The sequence below is a fragment of the Streptomyces sp. NPDC017246 genome (assembly GCF_044331325.1).
GTDB lineage: Bacteria > Actinomycetota > Actinomycetes > Streptomycetales > Streptomycetaceae > Streptomyces.
In genome coordinates, this window is sequence record NZ_JBIRMW010000008.1 from 310,589 (window position 1) to 332,203 (window position 21,615).

A 21,615-nucleotide genomic window follows, 5' to 3' on the forward strand; every position below is an offset into this window, starting at 1 on the left:
ATGCTGACCCCCGTCACCGACGTGGACGGCGCCCCCTTCTGGGAGTACGCCGCCCAGGGCGAACTGCGCGTCCAGAGCTGCGCCGACTGCGGCGAGCTCCGCTTCCCGCCCCGCCCCTGCTGCCCGCACTGCCAGTCCTTCGCGAGCGAGTGGCGCCCGATGTCCGGGCGCGGCCGGATCTGGTCGTACGTGCTGCCCCACCCGCCACTCCTGCCCGAGTACGCCGCCCAGGCCCCGTACAACGCGGTGATCGTCGAACTCGCCGACGCCCCCCGCATCCGCCTGGTCGGCAACGTCGTCGCCGCCCCGGACGCCCCCCTGAACTCGGTCGACCCGGCCCGGCTCCGGATCGGCGCCCCCGTGCGGGTGGCCTTCGCCGAGATCGACGGCGTCACCGTCCCCCGCTGGCTCCTGGAGCGCGGATGAGCATCCGGGTCGAGCGCGACAAGGAGACCGGGGTCGCCGTCGTCACCCTCGACCGGGCGGCCAGGCACAACGCGATCACCCTGGAGATGGCCCGTGAGCTGAGCGCCGTCTGGCGGGGGTTCCGGTACGAGGACGAGGTCCGCGCGATCGTCGTCACCGGGGCCGGGGGGCGGGCCTTCTGCACCGGCATCGACCGCTCGGCCGAGGTCCCCCAGCCCTCCTCGCCCTACACGATCGACGACCCGCTCCTCACCATCGGCCCCAAGGCGAACGACCTGTGGAAGCCGGTGATCGCCGCCGTCGAGGGCATGGCCTGCGGAGGGGCCTTCTATCTGCTCGGCGAGTCCGAGTTCCTGATCGCCGGCGAGGACGCCGCCTTCTTCGACCCGCACACCACCTACGGGATGGTCAGCGCCTTCGAGACCGTCCACATGGCGCAGCGGATGCCGTACGGGGAGATCGCCCGGATGGCGCTGATGGGCGGCGCGGAACGGATCTCGGCCCGGCGGGCCTACGAGACGGGCCTCGTCTCCGAGCTCACGGAACCCGGCGGGGCGCTGGCCGCCGCCCTGCGGGCCGCCGCCGTCGTCGCGGGCCACCCGACGGAGGCCGTGCAGGGAACGGTCCGGGCGCTCTGGTCGGTCCGCGAGGCCGCCCGCGCCCAGGCGCTGGCGCACGCGCCGCACCTGGTCGCGCTCGGGAACCTGCCACCGGAACGACAGGCGGAGCTGTTCGGCCGGCGGGGGGCGGAGTTCAGGACGAGGTAGCCGAGGGGGTGGGGGTGGTGCCCGGCGCGACCTCGCCGTCGACGAAGGCCACGCATTCCCTCACCCGGCCGACGGTCCCCGGGTGCGCCATCTCCACCTCGAAGCGCTTCGTCCCTCTGCGCTCGACCGTGACCGTCGCCTCGGCCCGGTCCACTTCCTTGTGGTTCGCGTCCTCGAAGTGGACGAGGACCCGGAAGGTCTTCTCCTCCCACGCGTCCGAGACGATCTTCAGCGTGGTCGTGGTGTCGGCCCTGCGGGCCGGCTTCCCCTTGCGCTTCTGCTGCGCGGGCTTCACGCAGTCGACCGTGGTGACGTACACCGCCGCCGTCGGCGTGGCCGTCGGTGTGGGGTCGTACGTGTACTCGTCGGAGGTACCGGACCCGCCGGAGTCGCCCGAGCCGTCGTAGTCGTCGTTGCTCTTCCTGGAGTTGGAGCAGCCTCCGCCGTCCGAGTCCGAGTCGCCGCTGCGGCTCTTGCTCTTCCCGCTGCCGCCGCCACTGCTGCTGCCGTGGCCGTGGCCGGTCTGGAATCCGGTCAGCGCGAGCACCACCGCCGCGAGCGTCGCCGCCATCTTCAGGCGTGTGCGCATCATCGCCACTCCCCGTCCTGTCTGTCGTGTCCGCGCCACCCTAGCGGCGCCCCGGTGCCGCGTGGCGGGCCCCCCGCACCCGGCGTAGCGTCGGGAGCGAGAGCCTGAGGTCGAGGAGGCCACATCGATGATCCGTAACGTCGCCGGGTCGGTGCTGGCTCTCGCCGGAGCGACGGCCGCCGTCTGGAGCCCCTTCCGTGCCTGGTACGACGGCCGTCACGGGAGTTCCTACGCGATCGACGAGCTGTTCACCGGCATCACCGACGACCGGTCCGGGCTGATGGGGTCGATCCTGCTGCCGTTCCTCTTCGCCGCCGTCGTCACCCTCCTCGGCGTGGTGCTGCGCTCCCGCCTCCTGGTGGCCGCCGCCGGGCTCGTCGTGCTCGGCTTCACGGTTCTCTGGATGGTGCGGGTCGGCCAGGCCGAGGGCAGTCTCACGGTCGGCGGCGGTACGGGGGTCGGCGACGGGGTCGCGAACGCCCTCGGCGGCGGGATCCTGCTGCTGCTCGGCGCACTCGTGATGTCCGGCCGGACCCATGGGCGCCTCACGGTGGAGCACGGACCCCGGCCGACCCACCCCACGCTCGACGGGCCGCCGCCCGACGACCCCTCCCTCCCGGAGGGACCGCGCCGACACCCGCAGGCCTCGGCGCCGTACGCGGCGACGCGGACCTTCGACGTACCGACGCCGGACCCGGAACGGGAGAACCCGCCGCCCAGGAGCTAGCTCCTCGGACGACGGGTTCGCGTCGGCACTCCGCGTCGGCACTCCGCGTCAGCGCGCGGTGGACCCCCGGCCGGTCGCCGTGCCCTTGACCGCGTCGAGGGCGTACACACAGCGGTCCTTGCTGCACGCGTACACGACCCCGCCCTTCACCACCGGCGAGCCGGTGATCTCGCCGCCGGTCGCGAGCTTCCAGCGGAGCTGACCGCCGGTCGCGTCCAGGGTGTAGAGGACGTGGTCGGCCGAGCCGAAGTGCACCCGCCCGTCGGCGACGACCGGGGAGCCGACCAGTTCGCCGCCGGCCGCGAACCGCCAGCGGGGCGTGCCGGTGACCGCGTCGAGCGTGTAGAGCGCGCTGCCGCTGCCGACATGGATGTTGCCGTCGGCGACGAGCACCGGCTCCGCCGACTGGCGCGGCTCGGTCGCGATCCGCCAGCGGTCCTGCCCGGTGGTGGCGTCGATGGCGTACACCGTGCCGAGGTGGTCGGAGAGGTACACCCCGCCGCCCGTGACCGCCGGGCCCGGCGCGAACGCCGGCGGGGAGAGGAAGACGGCCGGCGCCTCGAAGTGCCAGCGGACGTGACCGGCCGCGATGTCGATCGAGAGGACCCGGGTCCCCGCCGACACGTACACACAGCCGTCCTCGGCCGGGGCCACCCGGACGGGCACGCCGGCGCAGGAGGCGGCGTCGCCGATCGGGTACGACCAGCGCTCCGCGCCCGTGCGGGCGTCGAGGGCCTGGAGCCGGGCCTCCCGCCAGACGTACACGGTGTCGCCGTGCACGGCGGGCCCCGCCTCCGGGGTCTCGAAGTCGGTCTGGGCGCCGGTGATCTCCCACAGCTTGGCGCCGTTGGAGGCCTCCCAGCCCTGGACCCCGCCGCCGCGCGTACCGGTGACGACCGTGCCCCGGTCGACCTGGAGCGAGTAGACCCAGGCGTCCGTCCGCAGCCGCCAGCGCTCGCTGCCGTCGGTGGCGTCGAGGGCGTAGAGCGTGGGCCCGTCGGAGGCGTGGATACGGCCCGAGGCGACGGTCATGGACCAGGCCACGTCCCGGGTCTTGAACTGGCGCCGGCCGCTCCCGGTGTCCAGGGCGTGTACCTCGAAAGAGGTCACGTACAGCAGGTCGCCGTCCACGACCGGAGTACCCCAGACGTCGTTCGACATCCGGAAGCGCCACGGCCGCCAGGGGCCGGGCTCCGGTGTGAGGGCCTGGTCGGAGCCCTGGGAGGGGACGCCCATCGGGCGGGAGCCGGGCGGCGGGCCGGGCTCTCCCGCGTACGAACCGTGGTCCGCGCCGTGCGGGCCGCCGCCGGGCGGACGGATCCAGCCGGTCGCCGGGCCCGCGTCGGCGCTCCGGCCGACGGCGAGCGCGGCACGGGTGTCCGCGACCCGGGGGCCGGGGCCGATCGGCACCGTCGCACCGCCGAGGCGTACGGGACCGCCCCCGCTCTCGGCGGGCCCCGCGTGCCGGCCGCCGCCGACGGGCTCGGGGAAGCGCGGGTCGCCGCCCCGGTCGGCGGGCTGCCGGGGCGGGCGCGGCGGCATCGGCGGGGCGGCCGGGGCCGGAGCGGGACGGCCGCCGCGGCGGGTCTCGATCATGGCGGTGGCGCTCTCCGGCAGCCAGGCCGAGGCCGTGCCGCTGTCGTCGCTGCCCGGACCGAAGAGGTGCGGGGCCAGCTGCGCCTGGAGGTCGGCCGGGGTGGGCCGGCGGGTGACGTCCATCTGCATGCAGGACTCGATGAGGGGCCGCAGCTCCTCGGGCAGTCCCGCCAGGTCCGGGCCCTCGCGGAGCAGCATGAAGACCGTCTCGACCGGGTTGGCGCCGTGGTACGGCGCGTGGCCGGTGGCGGCGAAGACCAGCATCGAGCCCAGCGAGAAGACATCGCTCGCGCCGGTGACGCTGCGCGAGTCGCGGGCCTGCTCGGGCGACATGTAGGCCGGGGTGCCGACGGCGACATTGGTCATGGTCAGGCGCGTGTTGGAGACGCCCGACGCGATGCCGAAGTCGATCACCCGGGGGCCGTCCTCGACGACGAGGACGTTGGAGGGCTTGAGGTCGCGGTGGACCAGGCCCGCGCCGTGGATGGACTGGAGGGCCTCGGCGACACCGGCGGCCAGCCAGCGCACGGCCTGGGCCGGGAGCGGCCCGCACTCGTTCACTATTTCCTCGAGCGAGGGCGCGGGGACGTAGGCGGTCGCGAGCCAGGGCACGGCGGCCCGTGGGTCGGCGTCCACGACGGCGGCCGTGTAGAAGCCGGAGACCGCCCGCGCGGCCTCCACCTCACGCGTGAAGCGGACCCGGAACAGCTGGTCCTCCGCGAGCTCCGTGCGCACGGTCTTGATCGCCACACGTCGGCCCGAGGCCGAGCGCGCGAGATAGACCAGGCCCATTCCGCCCGCGCCGAGCCGGCCCAGCACTTCGAAGGGCCCGATACGTCTCGGGTCGTGCTGCGTCAGCTGTTCCACTTGCCTGCCACCTCCCCGTACGGGCCATGAGGGTACGGCCCCGTGGCCCTGATTCTTCCTGTCCGAGGGCCCGGTTGCGAACCCGGGGGCGGATCGGGGTGTCACAGGTCATATCGGCCGGGCCGTACAGGTGGGGATGTCTCCGGTCTAACCGGTCGGTTCCGACAGGACCGCGAAGCGGGCGCCCTGGTTGTCGTGGAGGACGGCGATGCGGCCGTGCGGGGTGTCGAAGGCCGGGGTGGCGACGCGGCCGCCGAGCCTGACGGTGATCTCGCAGGCCTCGTCGCAGTCGTGGACGGCGAAGTAGACGAGGACGTGGCCGGGCATCTCGGCGGGGAAGTCGTCGGTGATGACCGCGCGCCCGCCGAAGGCGCTGTCGTCGCCGGGCCGGGAGCCGGGGGGCGACCACACGCGGTAGTCGAAGCCGGGGTCCCTGCCCTCCTCCTCGGCGTCGGCCTGCCGGCCGAGGTAGCCGAAGACGGTGGCGTAGAAGGTGTCGACGGCGTCGGGACGGCGGGTGTACACCTCCATCCAGCAGAAGGAGCCCGGCTTGCCGACGGTCGCGAAGCCGTCGTCGTCACCCGACTGCCGGAGTCCGAAGACGGCGCCGCCGGGGTCGGCGGCGAGCGCGAGGACGCCGAAGGGGCCGACGGGGTAGGGCTCCATGATCATCTGACCGCCGGCGGCCTTGATCCGGGCGGCGAGGGTGCCCGCGTTCCGGGTGGCGAGGTAGAGGGTCCAGGTGGTGGGCATGCGGCCGTCGCGCTTGGGGAGGAGTCCGGCGACGCGTCGCCCGTCGAGGAGGGCCTCGTCGTGGTCGGGGTCGAAGGTCCAGCCGAAGAGCTCGCCGTAGAAACGCTTGCCCGCCTGGACGTCGGGAAGCTGTGCGTCCACCCAGCAGGGGGTGCCCTCAGTGCGTACGGCCATGCCACCACGCTAGGTCCGCGGGACCGGCCCCGCATGCCCCGACATACGAACAAAGTGGCGATTTATCATGCCGGAACCCTTGGGACACTTGAGTTGTCCACCGAAGTTGTCCACAGGCTGTTCATAAGCCTATTCGGGTACGGGGACCCCGCCGCCGCCTTCCTCACCCACCGGACTGGCTCGATCCCGCCCCTCCGCCCCGGACCGCCCCGGAGCGAGACACGCGTGCCGACCTCGCAGAACACGAGTGGCAGAGGGGGTGACCCCATTTGCAGTCGGCCGAATCGCGCGCCGACCCCCCCTCGGTAAGCTGACGGCATGACAGGACAAGTACGCACCGTCGACGGCCGCGTGGCCGGACGACGCGGCCAGGCGACGCGGCAGAAGCTGCTCGACTGCCTCGGTGAGATGCTCAGCTCCTCGCCCTACCGGGACGTCAAGGTCATCGATGTGGCCCGGAAGGCGGGTACTTCACCCGCGACGTTCTATCAGTACTTCCCGGACGTCGAGGGAGCGGTTCTCGAGATCGCGGAGGAAATGGCCAAGGAGGGCGCCGGGTTGACCGAGCTGGTCTCCGGCCGCTCCTGGGTCGGCAAGGCCGGCTGGCAGACCTCCGAGGACCTCGTCGAAGGCTTCCTGGACTTCTGGCGGAAGCACGACGCGATCCTCCGGGTCGTGGACCTCGGCGCCGCGGAGGGCGACAAGCGGTTCTACAAGATCCGCATGAAGATCCTGAACTCGGTCACCAACTCCCTCACGGACGCGGTGAAGGAGCTCCAGGCCAAGGGCAAGGTCGACAAGGAGGTCAGCCCCGCCGCCATGGCCGGCTCGCTCGTGGCGATGCTGGCCGCGGTCGCCGGCCACCAGAAGGGCTTCACGACCTGGGGTGTGAAGCAGGCCGAACTCAAGCCGAATCTCGCCCTGTTGGTGCATCTGGGCATCACCGGGAAGAAGCCGACCCGATAGCACCACCCCCCACCTCCACCCGTCCTGTCGTCGACGCCGACGGCGGCCCGCTCCCACGGACCGCCGTCGGCGTCGCCGTCTCCCGGGAGTCACGGCGGGTTCAGAGGCTGCGGGCGGTGATGTCGCCGTAGGCGGTGGTGGCGTGGATGGTGAGGGCGGTGGTGGGGCCTTCGGTGTTGTTGAGGGTGTTGTGGATGCGGCCGTAGGTGGTGCCGGCGTCGAGGGAGGCGGAGACGCCGCGGGCGGCGTCGACGGTGATGGAGCCGGCCTCGGTGCGCAGGGTGAGGGTGCCGCGGGTGGCCTCGGTGACGCGCAGGTCGCCCTTCTGGGTGCTGATCCGTGCGGTGCCGGACAGGCGGCCGACGGTGATGTCGCCGTCGAGGAGGGTCAGGCGGGCGTCGGTGGTCTCGTCGAGCTTGACGGTGCCCTGCGCGCCGTCGAAGGTGACCTCGCCCAGGCGTCCGACGCCGCGGAGTTCTCCGGTGGCCGTCGTGGCCTCGACGCGGGAGCCGGCGGGCAGCTGGACGGTCACCTCGACCGATCCGGAGTCGCCCAGGATCCGGTTCTTGGCGGGCGGGGCCGCGATCCGCAGGACGCCGTCGGCGTAGTCGACCGTGATCCGCTCCGCGGCCTTCACATCGCCGCTCTTCGCGGCGTTGGCGGGCAGGACCTCGACCGTGACGTCGGACCGGTCGGCGGCGATGAGCCGCAGGTGGCCGGCGGGGATGTCCAGGACGGCGGCGACCGGGGCGGCGGTGGCGAACTTCCGCATCGTTCTTCTCCTTCGTCAGCGGGCGGGCCCCTTGTCGGCCCGCCCCTTTTCCGATGAACGAAAAGCTACGTTGCATTCACAGAACCCACAACATACACGTTGCACGCGAGAGCCATAACCGCAGGACAGAGTAGGGAAATCGTTGCAGTGAGTCTGGCACCTAACGCAACAACCTCCACCCGTTCGTTGCAATGAACTGACAGCGAACGCTATTCGACGGAGGCCTGACGCCTGGTCAGCCGGAAAAGCCTGATCTCGCGCTCCACGCGCGCCTGGTACGTGGCGTACGGCGGCCAGAACTCCAGGGCCGCCCGCCAGGCCTCGGCCCGCCGCTCCCCCGCGAGCAACTCGGCCCGTACGGGCACGTCCGCGCCCTTCCAGTTCACCTCGGCGTCCGGATGGGCGAGCAGGTTCGCCGTCCACGCCGGGTGCCCGGGGCGGCCGAAGTTGGAGCCGATGAGCAGCCAGCCGCCGTCCGGCTCCGGCATGCAGGCCAGCGGGGTCACCCGGGGCAGCCCGCTCTTCGCACCCCGGGCGGTGAGGACGACCCCGGGCAGCATCTGCGCGCTGAGCAGCACCTTCCCCTTGGTCAGCCGGTGCACGGCCTTGTCCATCGCGGGCACGACATGGGGGCCGATCCGGGCGAAGGTCCTGGTCGAGGACATCTTCTGCATGAGTCTGCGTCCGACGGGCATCTACGCCGCCACCTCTCCGAAGAGTCCGGTCCGTTCCGCCGCCCGTGCGCGCAGCCGCCGCACGGGCCCGAAGAGCAGTTCGTCGGAGGCGGCCCGCTTGAAGTAGAGGTGCGCCTCGTGTTCCCAGGTGAATCCGATGCCGCCGTGGAGCTGGATGGACTCCCCGGCCGTGGCGCGGAGCGCCTCCAGGGCGTGGGCGAGGGCGAGCGGGCCGCTCTCCGGGCCGGGGCCGGGCTCCCGGGCCGCGCAGTAGGTGAGGGAGCGGGCCGCCTCGACCTGGACGAAGAGGTCGGCGAGGCGGTGCTTGACGGCCTGGAAGGAGCCGATGGGCCGGCCGAACTGCTCGCGGGAGCCGACGTGGGTGACGGTCCGGTCGAGGGCCTCGCGGGCGGCGCCGACGGCCTCGGCGGCCAGCATGACGGCGGCGGTGCGGCCGGTGGCGGCGAGTGCGCCGAGGACGTCGGCCGGTTCCTCGCCGAGGAGTTCGGCCTCGGTGTCCCTGAACTGGACGGTGGCCTGGGTCCGGGTGGGGTCCAGGGTGGTCTGTCGGGTGCGGACCAGTCCGGCGGTCTCCGGGGACCCTGCGCGTACGAGGAAGAGCAGGGTGCGGCTGCGGGCGAAGCCGCCCGCGTGGGCGGCGACGAGCAGCAGTCCCGCGCTGTGCCCGTCGACGACCTGGGCGGCCTCTCCGTACAGCCGCCAGCCTCCGTCGACGGCGCGTGCCTGCACTCCGCCCGCGCGGCCGCCGCCGGACCAGTCCTCGGCGGTGTTGTCGCCGGTGAGGCCGAGGGCGAGCGCGAGGGAGCCGCCGGGGACGGCGAGGGCGCAGGTGAGGCCTCCGTCGGCGAGGAGCGGCAGGAGTGCGGCGCGCTGCGCGGGGGTGCCGAGGGCGGCGAGGAGCGGGGCGGTGAGGACGCTGGTGGCGAGGAGCGGGGAGGGGGCGAGGGTGCGGCCGGTCTCCTCGCAGGCGAGGGCGAGTTCGGCGGGTCCGCAGCCGACGCCTCCGTACTCCTCGGGGAGGGCGAGCCCGGCGAGGCCGAGGGTGCCGGACATCCGGCCCCAGAGCTCGACGTCGTACCCCTGGGGGGTGGCGGTGGCGGCCCGGTTCTCCTGCGGTCCGGCCCGTTCGGCGAGCAGGTCGCGCAGGGTGCGGCGGATCTCCTGCTGCTCCTCGGTGAGCGGGGCGGTGAGCGAGGCGGTTCCGGCGGCGGCGGGCGCTGCGCTGTCGGCGGTGTCCATGGGGCTCCCTCCGTTTCTGACGGTGCGTCATGCTAGGCCCGCGCCGGGCCGGTTGCCAGAGTCGCGCCGGTCCCGATCGAGTGAATCTGATGTACCGTCAGATTCATGCCGACCATCGCGCCCAGCACCGCACGCAGCCCCCGCCGCGTCGCCGTCGCCGGCGTCGCCCTCGCCGACTGCGGCCGGGTCGACGAGGCCACTCCGTACGCCCTGCACGCCCAGGCCGCCCGGCGGGCCCTCGCGGACAGCGGCCTCGACCGCTCGCTGATCGACGGGCTCGCCTCGGCGGGCCTGGGCACCCTCGCCCCGGTCGAGGTCGCCGAGTATCTGGGACTCCGGCCCCGTTGGGTGGACTCGACCGCCGTGGGCGGTGCCACCTGGGAGGTCATGGCGGCGCACGCCGCCGACGCGATCGCCGCGGGCCACGCGAACGCCGTCCTCCTCGTCTACGGCTCCACCGCGCGCGCCGACATCCGCGCCCGGCGCCGCACCGCGAACCTCTCCTTCGGGTCGCGCGGCCCGCTCCAGTTCGAGGTCCCGTACGGGCACACCCTGATCGCCAAGTACGCCATGGCGGCCCGCCGCCATATGCACGAGTACGGGACGACCCTGGAGCAGCTCGCCGAAGTGGCCGTCCGGACGCGGGCGAACGCGGCGCTCAACCCCGAGGCGATGTTCCGCGAGCCGATCACCGTCGACGAGGTCCTGGACGGGCCGATGATCGCGGACCCCTTCACCAAACTGCACTGCTGCCTGCGCAGCGACGGCGGCTGCGCGGTGCTGCTCGTCGCCGAGGAGTACGTCCAGGACTGCCGTACCGCCCCGGTCTGGGTGCTGGGCACGGGCGAGCACGTCTCCCACACCACGATGTCGGAGTGGGAGGACTTCACGGTCTCCCCCGCCGCGGTCAGCGGCCGGCTCGCCTTCGAGCGGGCGGGGGTGACCCCGGCGGACATCGATCTCGCCGAGGTCTACGACGCCTTCACCTATATGACCCTGGTGACCCTGGAGGACCTGGGCTTCTGCGCGAAGGGCGAGGGCGGGCCGTTCGTCCAGGAGAAGGACCGGCTGCCGGTGAACACGGACGGCGGCGGGCTCTCGGCCTGCCACCCGGGGATGCGGGGGCTCTTCCTGCTCGTCGAGGCGGTACGGCAGTTGCGCGGGGAGGCGCCCGGGCTCCAGGTGCGGCGGCCGGACGGGAGCCTGCCGGAGCTGGCGGTGGCGTCGGGGACGGGGGGCTGGTTCTGCTCCTCGGGGACGGTGGTGCTGGGGCGCGGCTGAGCCGCCACGGGCACCCCCCGAGAGATCTATACAAGCGTCATAGACAAGCGTGTAGGACATCCGTATAGTCATGGCTGTGGGCAGGGAGAGGCCCACACCACCCGACAAGGAGTCCTGCCATGAGCCGCACCGTCGACACCGCGAAGAACACCCCGGCCACCGCCGCCCGGACCGTCCTCATCTCCGGCGCCTCCGTCGCCGGCCCCGCCCTCGCCCTCTGGCTCCACCGCTACGGCTTCGCCCCCACCGTCGTCGAACGCGCCCCCGAACTGCGCACCGGCGGCTACAAGGTGGACATCCGCGGCACCGCCATCGAGGTCTGCCGCCGGATGGGCGTCCTCGACGAGATCCGCACCCGGTCCACGGACATGCGCGGCGGCTCCTACGTCGACGACCGCGGCCGCACCATCGGCGAACTGCCCGCCGACATCTTCGGCGGACGCGTCGAGGAGGACGACGAGATCATGCGCGGCGACCTCGCCCGCATCCTCTACGAGCGGACCCGCGACGACGTCGAGTACCTCTTCGACGACTCGATCGCCGCCCTCGCCGAAGACCCCGACGGAGTCACGGTGACCTTCGAGAGCGGCACCGTCCGCCGCTTCGACCTCGTCGTCGGCGCCGACGGACTGCACTCGAACACCCGGCGCCTGGTCTTCGGCGAGGAGAGCCGCTTCAAGCGCCACCTCGGCGCGTACATCTCCATCTTCACCGCCCCCAACCACCTCGGCCTCGACCGCTGGGAGACCTACCACGCCCTCCCCGGGAAGCTGGTCTGCGTCTACAGCTCGGCCGGCGAGACCGACGCCAAGAACCTCTTCATCTTCTCCTCGCCCGAGGAACTCCCCCACCACCACCGGGACGTCACCACCCAGAAGCGCCTGCTCACCGAGACATTCACCGACGGCCGCTGGGAGATCCCGCGCCTCCTCGGACACGCGGCCGACGCCGACGACTTCTACTTCGACTCGATCTCCCTCGTCGAGATGGACCGCTGGTCCAAGGGGCGCGTCGTCCTGCTCGGCGATGCCGCCCACTGCTCCTCCCCCGCCTCCGGCCAGGGCACCGGCCTCGCCCTCACCGGCGCCTACGTCCTGGCGGGCGAACTGGCCCGGGCCGGCGGCGACCACACCGTCGCCTTCGACCGCTACGAGGCGCACATGCGGCCCGGCGTGGAGCGGAACCAGCGGATGGCGGAGGGCTTCGTCAAGGAGATGACGGTGGGCTCCAAGTGGAAGATCAAGCTGCGCATGCTCATGGTCCGGACCCTGCCGAAGACCCCCTGGAAGAACCTCATCGCCAAGAAGATCCGCGACGAGATCCAGGCTGCGGCGAACGCGGTCCCGCTCGTGGACTACGCCGCCCCGGACCCGCGGACCCCGCGCCGGACCGCCCGGACCGCGAGCGGCGCCTCCACCGCCCCCGCCCCGCGCCCTACCGTGGCCCCATGACCGACTTCCACCACGCCCTGCGCTCCCTGAAGGTCTGGGACACCGAACTGCCCGCCTTCGACCCGGCGAGCACCCCGCCCGAGCCGCTCCCCCTCTTCCACGACTGGTTCACGGCGGCCGTCGCCGCCGGCCAGACCGAGCCGCACACCCTCTCCCTGGCCACCGCGGACGAGGAGGGCAGGCCCGACGTCCGCACGGTGATGCTGCACGACGCCGACGCCCGCGGCTGGCACTTCGCCTCGCACGCCACCAGCGCCAAGGGCCGCCAGCTCGCCGCCCGCCCCGAGGCCGCCCTCGGCTTCTACTGGCCGGTGCAGGGCCGCCAGGTCCGGATCCGCGGCCACGTCACCGTCGGCACGCCGCAGGAGGCGTACGAGGACCTCCACGCCCGCTCCACGGGCGCCCTGGCCTCGGCCCTGGTGGGCCGGCAGAGCGAGGTCCTGGACTCCCCCGAGACCCTCGCGGAGGCGAGCGCGGCGGCCTGGAGCCGGGCCCAGGAGGAACCGGACGCGCCCTCCCCCACCTGGACCCTGTACGTCGTCGAACCCACCGAGGTCGAGTTCTTCCAGGGCGACGCCCGGCGCCGCCACCTCCGCCTCCGCTACCGCCGCACCGACGAGGGCTGGACGCGCGAACTCCTCTGGCCCTGACGGCTACTCGGCCGCCCCGGAGGCGTACATCTCGTCGACCTCCCGGGCGAAGTCCCGCAGCACCGCCCGGCGTTTGAGCTTCAGGGACGGGGTCAGATGTCCGGAGCTCTCCGAGAACTCGGCGGTCAGCACCCGGAAGGCGCGGATCGACTCCGCCCGCGAGACCAGCCGGTTGGCCTCGTCCACCGCACGCTGGAGCGCGCCGAGCAGCTCCTCGTCCCGGGACAGCTCCCAGAGCGCCAGGTGGTCCTTGTGCCGCATCCGCCGCCAGTGCGTCAGACCCTCGTGGTCCAGGGTGATCAGGGCCGTGACGTACGGGCGGTTGTCGCCGAGTACCACGCACTGGGCGACCAGCGGGTGGGCGCGCAGCCAGTCCTCCAGGGGGGCCGGCGCGACGTTCTTCCCCGCCGAGGTGATGACGATGTCCTTCTTGCGGCCCGTGATGCGCAGATAGCCCTCGGTGTCCAGGGAGCCGAGGTCGCCGGTGGGGAACCAGCCGTCGTCGGTGTACGGCACGGCCGCCCCGCGCTGGGCGTCCCAGTACCCGGCGAAGACATGCCCGCCCCTGAGCCAGACCTCGCCGTCGTCGGCGATCCGGACGCCGGTGCCGGGCAGCGGCCAGCCCACGGTGCCGGTGCGCGGCCGCCGGGGCGGGGTGACCGTCGAGGCGGCCGTGGTCTCCGTCAGGCCGTACCCCTCGAAGACCTCGACGCCGGCGCCCGTGAAGAACTCCGCGAGCCGCGCGCCGAGCGGGGAGCCGCCGGAGATCACGTACTTCACCCGGCCGCCGAGCGCGGCCCGGATGCGCCGGTAGACGAGCGGGTCGTACAGCGCCCGCGCGGCCCGCAGCGCGAGCGAGGGCGTGGCCTCCTGCCCGTACCGGCGGGCGACGCGGGCGGCCCGGTCGAAGGACGCGGCCCTGCCGCCGCGTTCGGCGGTGGCCCGGGCGCTGTTGAAGACCTTCTCCAGGACGTACGGGATGGCGAGCAGGAAGGTGGGCCGGAACGCCGCGAGATCGGTGAGCAGTTCCTGGCCCTCCACCGAGGGGGCGTGTCCGACGCGGACCCGGGCCCGCACGCAGCCGATGGCGACCATCCGCCCGAAGACATGGGAGAGCGGCAGGAAGAGCAGGGTGGCGGCGGGTTCCTTGCTCTCGGAGACGAAGACGGGGTGGAGGAGCCGGACGGCGTTGTCGACCTCGGCGAAGAAGTTGGCGTGGGTGAGGGCGCAGCCCTTGGGCCGGCCGGTGGTGCCGGAGGTGTAGATGAGGGTGGCGAGGGTCTCCGGGGTGAGCAGTCCCCGGCGGGCGGTGACGGCCTCGTCGGCGACCCGGGCGCCGGCCTTGCGGAGCTGGTCGACGGCCCCGGTGTCGAGGACCCAGAGGTGGGCGAGGCCGGGCAGCTGCCGCCGCTCGGCGGAGACCAGCCGGGCCTGGGCGGGGTCCTCGACGACACAGGCCGCGGCGCCGGAGTCCTGGAGGATCCAGCGGGTCTGGAACGCGGAGGACGTGGGGTAGACGGGGACGGTGACGAGCCCGGCGGCCCAGGCGGCGAAGTCGAGCAGGGTCCACTCGTAGGTGGTCCGGGCCATCAGGGCGAGCCGGTCGCCGGGCCGCAGCCCCTGGGCGATGAGCCCCTTGGCGACGGAGTGGACCTCGGCGGCGAAGGCGGAGGCCGTGACGTCGTACCACTCCCCCCGCGGTCCCTTGCGGGAGAAGAGGACGGCCCCGGGATCCTGCCGGGCGTTGTCGTACGGCAGGTCGGCGAGGGAGCCGCGGCGGACCACGGGTACGAGGGCGGGGACGGAGACCTCCCGCACCACCCCGTCCACCAGCGTCTTGGACGGCTCTACCGGTTCACTCCCGGACGGTGCGGTGACGACGGACACGTGCGGCTCCTCGGTCTTCGCGATGAACTGAGGTCGTGCGTCGGTGAACTGCTTTCGTGCGTCGGTACGTTGGCCCCGCGACCAGCATGACCAGTCGGTAACCTTACTGCGCGGTAAGTGTCAACGGGGAGACCAGCGCTCGCTTTTCATGAGGTTCCCGAGCCCCGACCAGGCGAAGTTCATCAGCGTCGCGGCCGCCTCCTTCGCCGTCACCCCCGGAGTCTCGTTGGCCCAGCTCGCCAGCGACTCGGCGGACCCGACGAGCGCCTGAGCGAGCGCGGCCACGTCCCGCTCCGTGATGGCGGCACCGCCCCGCGCCCCCCGCGCCGCCTCACCGATCAGCCCGGCCACGAACGCCGTGATCTCGTCCCGCATCCGGGCCGCCTCCCCGGCGAACGGCTCCCCGTGCGTCCGCGCCTGCCGGCTGAGGACCGTCCAGGAGTCCGGATGCCCGGCGGCGTACGAGAAGAAGGCCGAAAGCCCCGCCCACAGCCGCTCGTCGGGCGGCGCGCTCCCGTCGACGACCGCCTCGGCCACCACCGCCAGCAGCGCCTGCGCCTCCCGCCGGATCACGGCGGTGAAGAGCTCCTCCTTGGAGTTCAGATACAGGTACACCAGCGGTTTGGAGACCCCCGCGAGCTCGGCGATCTCATCCATGGAAGCCGCCTGATACCCGTGCCGCGCGAAGCTCCGCACGGCCGCGTCCAACATCTGCCGCTCCCGCACGGCCCGCGGCAACCGCCGCGCCCTCACAGCCCCCACCCCGGCCAACCTTCCTCCCGCACCCGCACGGGAGCATCCCCGAGGCTTCCCCCGAGAGCTCCCCGAGTAGTCCCCCACAACCCTACAAAGCTCCTAGACTCGGCCTCGATCGCAGCGACGGGGACACGGAACGTGGGGGACCGCGACATCATGCGCATACGGATCATGAGCGACGGCGACGAATCCGCCCTCACGGAACTCCAGTCGTGGCTGGCCGACACCCCCGGCACATCGGACCTGCCCGTCGAGCCGGTCACCGGCGACGGCCCCACGATGAGCGTCCTCGAAGCGATCGACATCGTCCTCGGACAGCTCACCGACACCGCCGCCTTCGCCCTCGCGTACGCGACCTGGCGCTCCACCCGGAACGGCGGGAGCGGCACAGACCCCGCGACGGACACCGCCCCCGAGACCGGCGGTCCGACGGCGGGCGACGGCGCCCGCACGCTCACCCACGGAGCGACCACCGTCGACATCGGCCACCTCGCCCCCGACGAACTCGCCGCCCTCTTGCACCGCCTGAACGGCGGTGACCAGCAGGAGCAGGACGGCCCCGCCGCATGACCCCGCCCCCGGACCTCACCTCCCGTGCGGTCCTCTTCGGCGTCCACGCCTATCTGCACCAGCCCGACCTCCAGGGCGTACGGCACAACGCCCCCGCCCTGAACGACCTGCTCGTCGCGGAGGACGTGGGCGGCCTCGATCCGGCGCACTGCGTCACCGTCCCGCCCGACAGCACCGCCGTCGACTTCCTCGACGCCGTGCAGGACGCCGCCGACCAGGCCCGCGACCTGCTCCTCGTCTACTACGCAGGACACGGGCACTTCGGGCGGGACGGCAGGCGACTGCTGCTCAGCACCCGCGCGTCCCGGCCGGCGCGGCCGTTCCACTCGGTGCCGTACGACGAGGTCCGGGCGGTCGTCGCGCGCTCCCGGGCCCGGCGCAAGATCGTGATCGTCGACTCCTGCTTCAGCGGGCGCGCCCTGCTCCACATGGGCGGTGGCACCGGACCGTCCGCCTCCGCAGCCGACTTCGAGATCGAGGGCGCCTGCGTCCTCACCTCGGCCGCCGAGACCGAACGCTCGCTCTGCGTGCCCGAGGGCAGCGTCTTCACCCTGGAGCTCGCGGCCGTACTCGGGAGCGGTCTCCCCGCCCACCTGCCCGGCGGCCGGCGCGGCGACCAGCAGCCCGCCCTGACGATGGCCGATCTCTACGACGCCCTGTGCGCCCGCCTCGCGGACCGCACCGTGGAGGGCCACGCGGTGCCGAAGCCGCGGATGAGCACGCGGGACAGCGGCCACCGCATCGAGCTCGCGGCCAACCGCTCCTTCGTCGCGCCCGCCCCGGCGCTCCCCTCCGGCCCCGCGGTCTCCCCCGACCGGCCGGGCGACGTGTCCGCGCACCGGCCCCGCCCCGCCCTCGTACCGCGCACCCAGTTCGCTCCCACCCCGCACTTCGCCGGCCGTGCGGCGGAACTCGCCGAGCTGGAGGCGATGGCGGGCCTCGCCCCCTCCCTCTGCCTGATCCACGGCCGCGGCGGCCTGGGCAAGTCCGAACTGCTCCGGGCCGTCGCCGCCCGTGTCGTCGACCGGTTCCCCGACGGCTGCCTGGAGATCGACCTGCGCGGCTGGACCCCGGGCGAGACGCCCCAGGACCCGGACGCCGTGATCACCGAACAGCTCCTCCACCTCGGCACCCCGTCCCAGCGCATCCCCGTCGACCCCGGCCGCCGGGTCACGGCCTGGCGCGAACACCTGAAACAGCGCGCGGTCCTCCTCATCCTCGACAACGCCCGCGACGCCGCGCAGCTCGCCCCGCTCCTGCCCTGGGCGGGCTCCAAGAGCGTGGTCCTGGTCTCCAGCCGTTCGGCACTGCCGGGCCTGAGCTGGGACTGGAGCAGAGAGCTGAGCCCCCTGACCGCGGACGAGTGCGTCGACGCCTGGCACCGGATGGGCGTCCCCGAGTCCACCGACGGCCTCCACGAGATCGCCGACCGCGTGCAGGGCAGCCCGCTCGCCGTCCGCGCCCTGAGCAACCGGCTGCGCCGCGGCGCCTCACCCGAGGCGGTGCTCGCCTCCCTCGCCGGCTCCTCCCCCTACCGGGCCTTCCCCGACATCGACGCCGCCGAGCGGGCGGCGTTCACCAGCGCCTACGACGCCCTGGACGGCGAGTTGCGCACGCTGGTCCGCCATGCCGCCGCGCACCCCGGCCCCGACTTCGGGGCGGACTCGCTCGCGGCGATGAGCGGCCTGCCGGAGCACGTGGCGGAGCTGCGCCTCACCGAGGTGGAGCAGCTCCTCACCCACCACGACGGCCGCTACGGCTTCCACGACCTGAGCCTGGGGTACGCGAGGGAACGCGCGGCCCAGGACTCCCCGGACGAGGCGCAGGCGAGCCGGAGTCTGCTGTACAGGCATCTCCTGGACGGTCTGGAGCGGCACGAGGCGGCCTGGCAGGGGAGCCCCGACAGCGACGCACCGGTCCACCGGGCCCGCCGCTGGCTGCGGGCCCACACCCAGGAGATGAACTCCGCCGCCCGCGCGGCCGCGGCGGGCGGCTGGGCCGACGCGCCCCGCTTCCTGCGCCGGCTGGCCACGTACTTCGTCCGCGGCGACCGGCTCGGCGAGGCGCGGGAGCTCTTCGAGGTCCTGCGCTCCGTCGCGGAGGCAGGATCGCCGGCCGACGCCCACGCGCTCGCCGGTCTGGGCCAGGTGCATCGCGTCCGGGATCATCTCGACCTGAGCGAGGGGCACTATCGCAGGGCCCTCGACCTGTACGAGAAGCACGACGACCTCGAAGGCCGGGCGACCGTCACCCTCGAACTCGCCTGGATCGCCCACGTGCAGGACCGCTTCGACGCGGCGGTCGAGGGATTCGAGAGCGCCCACGCGCTGTTCGACGTCCTCGGGGACACCTACGGCCGGGCCAACGCGCTCAGGGCCCTGGGCAATGTCTACGTCTCGCAGCCGCGGCAGCGGCTCGAGGAGGCCGAGGACTGCTTCCGCCGGGCCCTCGCCCTGTACCGGACCGGCGGAAACCGCCGCGGCCAGGCGTACGCGACCCTCGGCATCGGAAACCTGCTCAGGATCCGGGGGGCGTACGACCGGGCAGCCGAGCTCTTCGAGGAGGCCCGGACCCTCTCGGTCTCCTTCGGCGACCAGTACGGCCAGGCGCAGGCGCTGGAGAACCTCGCGTGGCTGTACTTCGACCAGGACGACCTTCCACGGCTGACCTCCGCCGCCAGGTCCGCGCAGGACCTCTACGAGGCGCTGGACGACCGGCGCGGCCGGGCGAGCACCCTCCGCTGTCTGGCGTTCGGCGCCCGGGCGCAGGAGGACCTGGCCACGGCCCTGCGGCTCCACGAGGAGGCGTACCGGATCCACGGCGAGATCGGGGATCTCCGGGGGCAGGCGAACGACCTGTGGTCCATCGCCGAACTCCGCTTCAAGAAGCAGGAGTTGTCCGCGGCGAGCGCGGCTTTCGAGGAGTCCCTCGCCCGCTGGCGGGAGCTGGACGACCCGCACAGCACGGCAGGGGTGCTCCTCGACCTGGCCTCACTCGCCTTCCACCAGAGGCGTTACGCGTCGGCGACGACCTACTGCCACGAGGCGCTCACCCACTACCAGGCCGCCGCGCACACGTCCGGCCTGGCCCACGCGCTGTCCCTGATGGCCGACATCACCTCCCAGACCTCCCTTCCGAACACGACCGAGGCCCTCGACCGCCGCGAGGGGGCCGTCGACCGGGGCTCCCGCCAGGCCTCTCCCGCGGAGCTCTACCGCACAGCGGCCGAGCTCTACACCAAGGCCGGCGAGGAGGAGAGCGCGCGGGCCTGCCTCGCCCGTCTCGCCGAACTCGACTCCTGACGCGTCCGCACCCCGGACCCACGAGGCCCGGACGCACGGGTGCCCCGGACCCAAGGGGTCCGGGGCACGCGGCCGTACGGGAAGGGCGAGGGGTCAGGCCGCGACCGCGACCTTCTCCTGGGCCTCGCGGCCGGCGACCAGGTCGTCGACCGGGGACGACGAGGCGTTCTCGTAGGCCGTGTGGTCGAGGATCTTCTCGCGGGCGGCGACGATCACCGGGACCAGCGCCTGGCCCGCCACGTTCGTGGCCGTGCGCATCATGTCGAGGATCGGGTCGATCGCCATGAGGAGGCCGACGCCCTCCAGGGGCAGGCCCAGGGTGGAGAGGGTCAGGGTCAGCATGACCGTCGCGCCGGTGAGGCCGGCGGTGGCCGCCGAGCCGATGACCGAGACGAAGGCGATGAGCAGGTAGTCGCCGATGCCGAGCTGCACGTCGAAGATCTGCGCGATGAAGATCGCGGCGAGCGCCGGGTAGATCGCGGCGCAGCCGTCCATCTTGGTGGTGGCGCCGAACGGGACGGAGAAGGAGGCGTACTCCTTCGGGACGCCGAGGCGCTCGGTGACCTTCTGGGTGACCGGCATGGTGCCGACGGAGGAGCGGGAGACGAAGGCCAGCTGGATGGCCGGCCAGGCGCCCTTGTAGAACTGGACCGGGTTGACCTTGGCGGCCGTCGCGAGCAGCAGCGGGTAGACGCCGAACATGACCAGGGCGCAGCCGATGTAGACGTCCGCGGTGAAGGTGGCGTACTTGCCGATCAGGTCCCAGCCGTAGTCGGCGATGGCGAAGCCGATGAGGCCGATGGTGCCGATCGGGGCGAGACGGATGACCCACCAGAGGGCCTTCTGGAGGAGCTCCAGGATCGACTCGGAGAGGGTGAGGATCGGCTTGGCCTTGTCGCCGAGCTGGAGGGCGGCGATGCCGGCGACGGCGGCCATGAAGACGATCTGGAGGACGTTCAGCTCGGTGAAGGGCGTGATGACGTCCGTCGGGATGATGCCGGTCAGGAAGTCGATCCAGGAGCCCTCGCGCTTCGGCAGCTTGCCGTCCTGCGGGGTGAGGCCGGTACCGGAGCCCGGGTTGGTGATCAGGCCGATGGCGAGGCCGATGGCCACCGCGATCAGCGAGGTGATCATGAACCAGAGCAGGGTGCGGGTGGCGAGCCTGGCGGCGTTGTTCACCTTCCGCAGGTTGGTGATCGAGACCAGGATCGCGAAGAAGACGAGGGGGGCGACGGCCAGCTTGAGCAGCTGGACGAAGATGTCGCCGACCTGGCCGAGGGTCTCCTTGAGCCAGGCGACGTCCTGGCTGCGGGCGATCCAGCCGAGGAGGGCGCCGAGGACGAGGCCGGCGATGATCTGGGCCCAGAAGGGGATCTTCGGTATGCGCGAGGAAGCGGGGGACTTCTGCTCGGGCGTGGTCGCGGACGCGGACACAGACACACTCCACAGGTGCGTATCGGGCAATACGGGACGGGGGTGCGGCACACACGCGTTTTCACGCGGGCCGCTGCATGATGCCGGGTCAGAGCTCGCGGCAACAGACCGCGGACATACAGCGGCAGAGATCGACGTGCAGGCGCGCCACGAGCGGGGTGCTCGCGGCATGAGAGGGGCGCACTGCTGTCGTCATGTCGAACACGTTAACACTTGAACTTTGAGAACCTCAAAGCCCTTCTTTGGGGTGCGGGGGCACCCTCTCGCCTCTGAAACGCAGAACACCCCAGCCGGGAGCCTTGGAAGCTCCCGCCCGGGGCGGATGATCTGTGATGAAGCTTACGCAGCCTTTACGGCTACAGCGTGTCCTCCTGGGACTGGTTCGCGGCCAGCCGGCCCTTGGCGCGGTCGACCCTCGCCACGACCTCGGCGCTCGCCTCGTCACGCACCTTGCGGAGCAGGACGAAGCTCAGCGGGGCGGAGACGACGATGGAGAGGACGAGGACCCAGAGCAGGTTCGAGTCCCCGAGGCCGCGCGGCAGCACGTCGAGGTAGACGAGGCCCCACAGGGCGAGGAAGCATCCGGCGAAGATGCCGAGACGCATCAGCGTGTAGCGGAGCATGTCAGCCCACTCTTCCGATCCGACGTTTCCGAATAGTCCCCAAGATCCCCTACGGGACCGGAGCCCCTCCAGTGAAGCACGGGGGTCCGG

Annotated in this window: 19 protein-coding genes; 9 read left to right on the forward strand and 10 right to left on the reverse strand. The window is 72.7% G+C overall.

Features of this window, described 5'->3' with window-relative positions; translation table 11 throughout:
• Both ACH4MY_RS21030 and ACH4MY_RS21035 read left to right on the forward strand, forming a co-directional pair.
• Positions 1-426: a Zn-ribbon domain-containing OB-fold protein gene (locus ACH4MY_RS21030; RefSeq protein WP_398005153.1), complete on the forward strand. Its 426-nt coding sequence runs from the start codon at positions 1-3 to the stop codon at positions 424-426.
• Positions 423-1,193, forward strand: coding sequence for an enoyl-CoA hydratase/isomerase family protein (locus ACH4MY_RS21035; protein WP_398005155.1), 771 nt, complete (start codon positions 423-425; stop codon positions 1,191-1,193). The genes ACH4MY_RS21030 and ACH4MY_RS21035 overlap by 4 nt, the downstream gene beginning before the upstream one ends.
• Here the strand turns inward: ACH4MY_RS21035 and ACH4MY_RS21040 are convergent.
• Entirely contained in the window at positions 1,180-1,785 is a 606-nt protein-coding gene (locus ACH4MY_RS21040) for a hypothetical protein (protein WP_398005157.1), read from the reverse strand. The two genes, ACH4MY_RS21035 and ACH4MY_RS21040, sit on opposite strands and share 14 nt — an antisense overlap.
• A gap of 124 nt (positions 1,786-1,909) precedes the next feature.
• Here ACH4MY_RS21040 and ACH4MY_RS21045 point away from each other — a divergent pair, with 124 nt between their 5' ends.
• Positions 1,910-2,509, forward strand: a complete 600-nt coding sequence (locus ACH4MY_RS21045) for a hypothetical protein (RefSeq protein WP_398005159.1) — start codon at positions 1,910-1,912, stop codon at positions 2,507-2,509.
• Positions 2,510-2,557: 48 nt separating this feature from the next.
• Here ACH4MY_RS21045 and ACH4MY_RS21050 read toward each other — a convergent pair whose 3' ends face one another.
• Together ACH4MY_RS21050 and ACH4MY_RS21055 are read right to left on the reverse strand one after the other, a co-directional pair.
• Positions 2,558-4,972, reverse strand: coding sequence for a PQQ-binding-like beta-propeller repeat protein (locus tag ACH4MY_RS21050; protein ID WP_398005161.1), 2,415 nt, complete (start codon positions 4,970-4,972; stop codon positions 2,558-2,560).
• 147 nt (positions 4,973-5,119) lie between these two features.
• The gene (locus ACH4MY_RS21055; protein ID WP_398005163.1) at positions 5,120-5,899 is read right to left on the reverse strand and encodes a VOC family protein; all 780 of its coding nucleotides are present in this window, start codon (positions 5,897-5,899) and stop codon (positions 5,120-5,122) included.
• A 318-nt stretch (positions 5,900-6,217) separates the two neighbouring features.
• Here ACH4MY_RS21055 and ACH4MY_RS21060 point away from each other — a divergent pair, with 318 nt between their 5' ends.
• Positions 6,218-6,865 carry a TetR family transcriptional regulator gene (locus tag ACH4MY_RS21060; RefSeq protein WP_398005165.1) on the forward strand — a complete coding sequence of 216 codons (648 nt, stop codon included), beginning with the start codon at positions 6,218-6,220 and terminating at the stop codon, positions 6,863-6,865.
• Between the two features lie 100 nt (positions 6,866-6,965).
• Here the strand turns inward: ACH4MY_RS21060 and ACH4MY_RS21065 are convergent, their stop codons facing one another.
• The 3 genes from ACH4MY_RS21065 to ACH4MY_RS21075 all read right to left on the reverse strand — a co-directional run bounded on the left by ACH4MY_RS21065 (position 6,966) and on the right by ACH4MY_RS21075 (position 9,571).
• Entirely contained in the window at positions 6,966-7,637 is a 672-nt protein-coding gene (locus ACH4MY_RS21065) for a DUF4097 family beta strand repeat-containing protein (RefSeq protein ID WP_398005167.1), read from the reverse strand.
• A gap of 209 nt (positions 7,638-7,846) precedes the next feature.
• Complete coding sequence (locus ACH4MY_RS21070; protein WP_398005169.1) at positions 7,847-8,332, reverse strand: nitroreductase family deazaflavin-dependent oxidoreductase; 486 nt, start codon at positions 8,330-8,332, stop codon at positions 7,847-7,849.
• Complete coding sequence (locus ACH4MY_RS21075) at positions 8,333-9,571, reverse strand: acyl-CoA dehydrogenase family protein (RefSeq protein ID WP_398005171.1); 1,239 nt, start codon at positions 9,569-9,571, stop codon at positions 8,333-8,335.
• 105 nt (positions 9,572-9,676) lie between these two features.
• On the opposite strand from ACH4MY_RS21075, the gene ACH4MY_RS21080 reads away from it, so the two are divergent.
• From ACH4MY_RS21080 to ACH4MY_RS21090, 3 genes are all read left to right on the forward strand, one after another.
• The gene (locus tag ACH4MY_RS21080; RefSeq protein WP_398005173.1) at positions 9,677-10,852 is read left to right on the forward strand and encodes a thiolase C-terminal domain-containing protein; all 1,176 of its coding nucleotides are present in this window, start codon (positions 9,677-9,679) and stop codon (positions 10,850-10,852) included.
• A 119-nt stretch (positions 10,853-10,971) separates the two neighbouring features.
• Complete coding sequence (locus ACH4MY_RS21085; protein ID WP_398005175.1) at positions 10,972-12,303, forward strand: FAD-dependent monooxygenase; 1,332 nt, start codon at positions 10,972-10,974, stop codon at positions 12,301-12,303.
• The gene (locus tag ACH4MY_RS21090) at positions 12,300-12,953 is read left to right on the forward strand and encodes a pyridoxal 5'-phosphate synthase (RefSeq protein WP_398005177.1); all 654 of its coding nucleotides are present in this window, start codon (positions 12,300-12,302) and stop codon (positions 12,951-12,953) included. The genes ACH4MY_RS21085 and ACH4MY_RS21090 overlap by 4 nt, the downstream gene beginning before the upstream one ends.
• A 3-nt stretch (positions 12,954-12,956) precedes the next feature.
• Here the strand turns inward: ACH4MY_RS21090 and ACH4MY_RS21095 are convergent, their stop codons facing one another.
• Positions 12,957-14,840 (reverse strand): AMP-dependent synthetase/ligase, encoded by a 1,884-nt coding sequence (locus ACH4MY_RS21095; protein WP_398005179.1) that lies wholly within the window; start codon positions 14,838-14,840, stop codon positions 12,957-12,959.
• A gap of 120 nt (positions 14,841-14,960) precedes the next feature.
• The gene (locus ACH4MY_RS21100) at positions 14,961-15,602 is read right to left on the reverse strand and encodes a TetR/AcrR family transcriptional regulator (protein WP_398005181.1); all 642 of its coding nucleotides are present in this window, start codon (positions 15,600-15,602) and stop codon (positions 14,961-14,963) included.
• 150 nt (positions 15,603-15,752) lie between these two features.
• On the opposite strand from ACH4MY_RS21100, the gene ACH4MY_RS21105 reads away from it, so the two are divergent.
• Positions 15,753-16,166 (forward strand): hypothetical protein, encoded by a 414-nt coding sequence (locus ACH4MY_RS21105; RefSeq protein WP_398005183.1) that lies wholly within the window; start codon positions 15,753-15,755, stop codon positions 16,164-16,166.
• Entirely contained in the window at positions 16,163-19,468 is a 3,306-nt protein-coding gene (locus tag ACH4MY_RS21110) for a tetratricopeptide repeat protein (RefSeq protein WP_398005184.1), read from the forward strand. The genes ACH4MY_RS21105 and ACH4MY_RS21110 overlap by 4 nt, the downstream gene beginning before the upstream one ends.
• A gap of 93 nt (positions 19,469-19,561) precedes the next feature.
• Here ACH4MY_RS21110 and ACH4MY_RS21115 read toward each other — a convergent pair whose 3' ends face one another.
• A complete protein-coding gene (locus ACH4MY_RS21115) occupies positions 19,562-20,902 on the reverse strand; it encodes a dicarboxylate/amino acid:cation symporter (RefSeq protein WP_398005186.1) in 1,341 nt (446 codons plus the stop codon).
• 356 nt (positions 20,903-21,258) lie between these two features.
• Complete coding sequence (locus ACH4MY_RS21120) at positions 21,259-21,525, reverse strand: DUF4229 domain-containing protein (protein WP_398005188.1); 267 nt, start codon at positions 21,523-21,525, stop codon at positions 21,259-21,261.
• Positions 21,526-21,615: the final 90 nt, after the last annotated feature.

What these genes read in the sequence shown, in the direction of transcription:
- ACH4MY_RS21030 (WP_398005153.1), top strand. Translation starts at nt 1, where the DNA reads ATGCTGACCCCCGTCACCGACGTGGACGGCGCCCCCTTCTGGGAGTAC.
- ACH4MY_RS21035 (WP_398005155.1), top strand. Translation starts at nt 423, where the DNA reads ATGAGCATCCGGGTCGAGCGCGACAAGGAGACCGGGGTCGCCGTCGTC.
- ACH4MY_RS21040 (WP_398005157.1), bottom strand. Translation starts at nt 1,785, where the DNA reads ATGATGCGCACACGCCTGAAGATGGCGGCGACGCTCGCGGCGGTGGTG.
- ACH4MY_RS21045 (WP_398005159.1), top strand. Translation starts at nt 1,910, where the DNA reads ATGATCCGTAACGTCGCCGGGTCGGTGCTGGCTCTCGCCGGAGCGACG.
- ACH4MY_RS21055 (WP_398005163.1), bottom strand. Translation starts at nt 5,899, where the DNA reads ATGGCCGTACGCACTGAGGGCACCCCCTGCTGGGTGGACGCACAGCTT.
- ACH4MY_RS21060 (WP_398005165.1), top strand. Translation starts at nt 6,218, where the DNA reads ATGACAGGACAAGTACGCACCGTCGACGGCCGCGTGGCCGGACGACGC.
- ACH4MY_RS21065 (WP_398005167.1), bottom strand. Translation starts at nt 7,637, where the DNA reads ATGCGGAAGTTCGCCACCGCCGCCCCGGTCGCCGCCGTCCTGGACATC.
- ACH4MY_RS21070 (WP_398005169.1), bottom strand. Translation starts at nt 8,332, where the DNA reads ATGCCCGTCGGACGCAGACTCATGCAGAAGATGTCCTCGACCAGGACC.
- ACH4MY_RS21075 (WP_398005171.1), bottom strand. Translation starts at nt 9,571, where the DNA reads ATGGACACCGCCGACAGCGCAGCGCCCGCCGCCGCCGGAACCGCCTCG.
- ACH4MY_RS21080 (WP_398005173.1), top strand. Translation starts at nt 9,677, where the DNA reads ATGCCGACCATCGCGCCCAGCACCGCACGCAGCCCCCGCCGCGTCGCC.
- ACH4MY_RS21085 (WP_398005175.1), top strand. Translation starts at nt 10,972, where the DNA reads ATGAGCCGCACCGTCGACACCGCGAAGAACACCCCGGCCACCGCCGCC.
- ACH4MY_RS21090 (WP_398005177.1), top strand. Translation starts at nt 12,300, where the DNA reads ATGACCGACTTCCACCACGCCCTGCGCTCCCTGAAGGTCTGGGACACC.
- ACH4MY_RS21105 (WP_398005183.1), top strand. Translation starts at nt 15,753, where the DNA reads ATGCGCATACGGATCATGAGCGACGGCGACGAATCCGCCCTCACGGAA.
- ACH4MY_RS21110 (WP_398005184.1), top strand. Translation starts at nt 16,163, where the DNA reads ATGACCCCGCCCCCGGACCTCACCTCCCGTGCGGTCCTCTTCGGCGTC.
- ACH4MY_RS21120 (WP_398005188.1), bottom strand. Translation starts at nt 21,525, where the DNA reads ATGCTCCGCTACACGCTGATGCGTCTCGGCATCTTCGCCGGATGCTTC.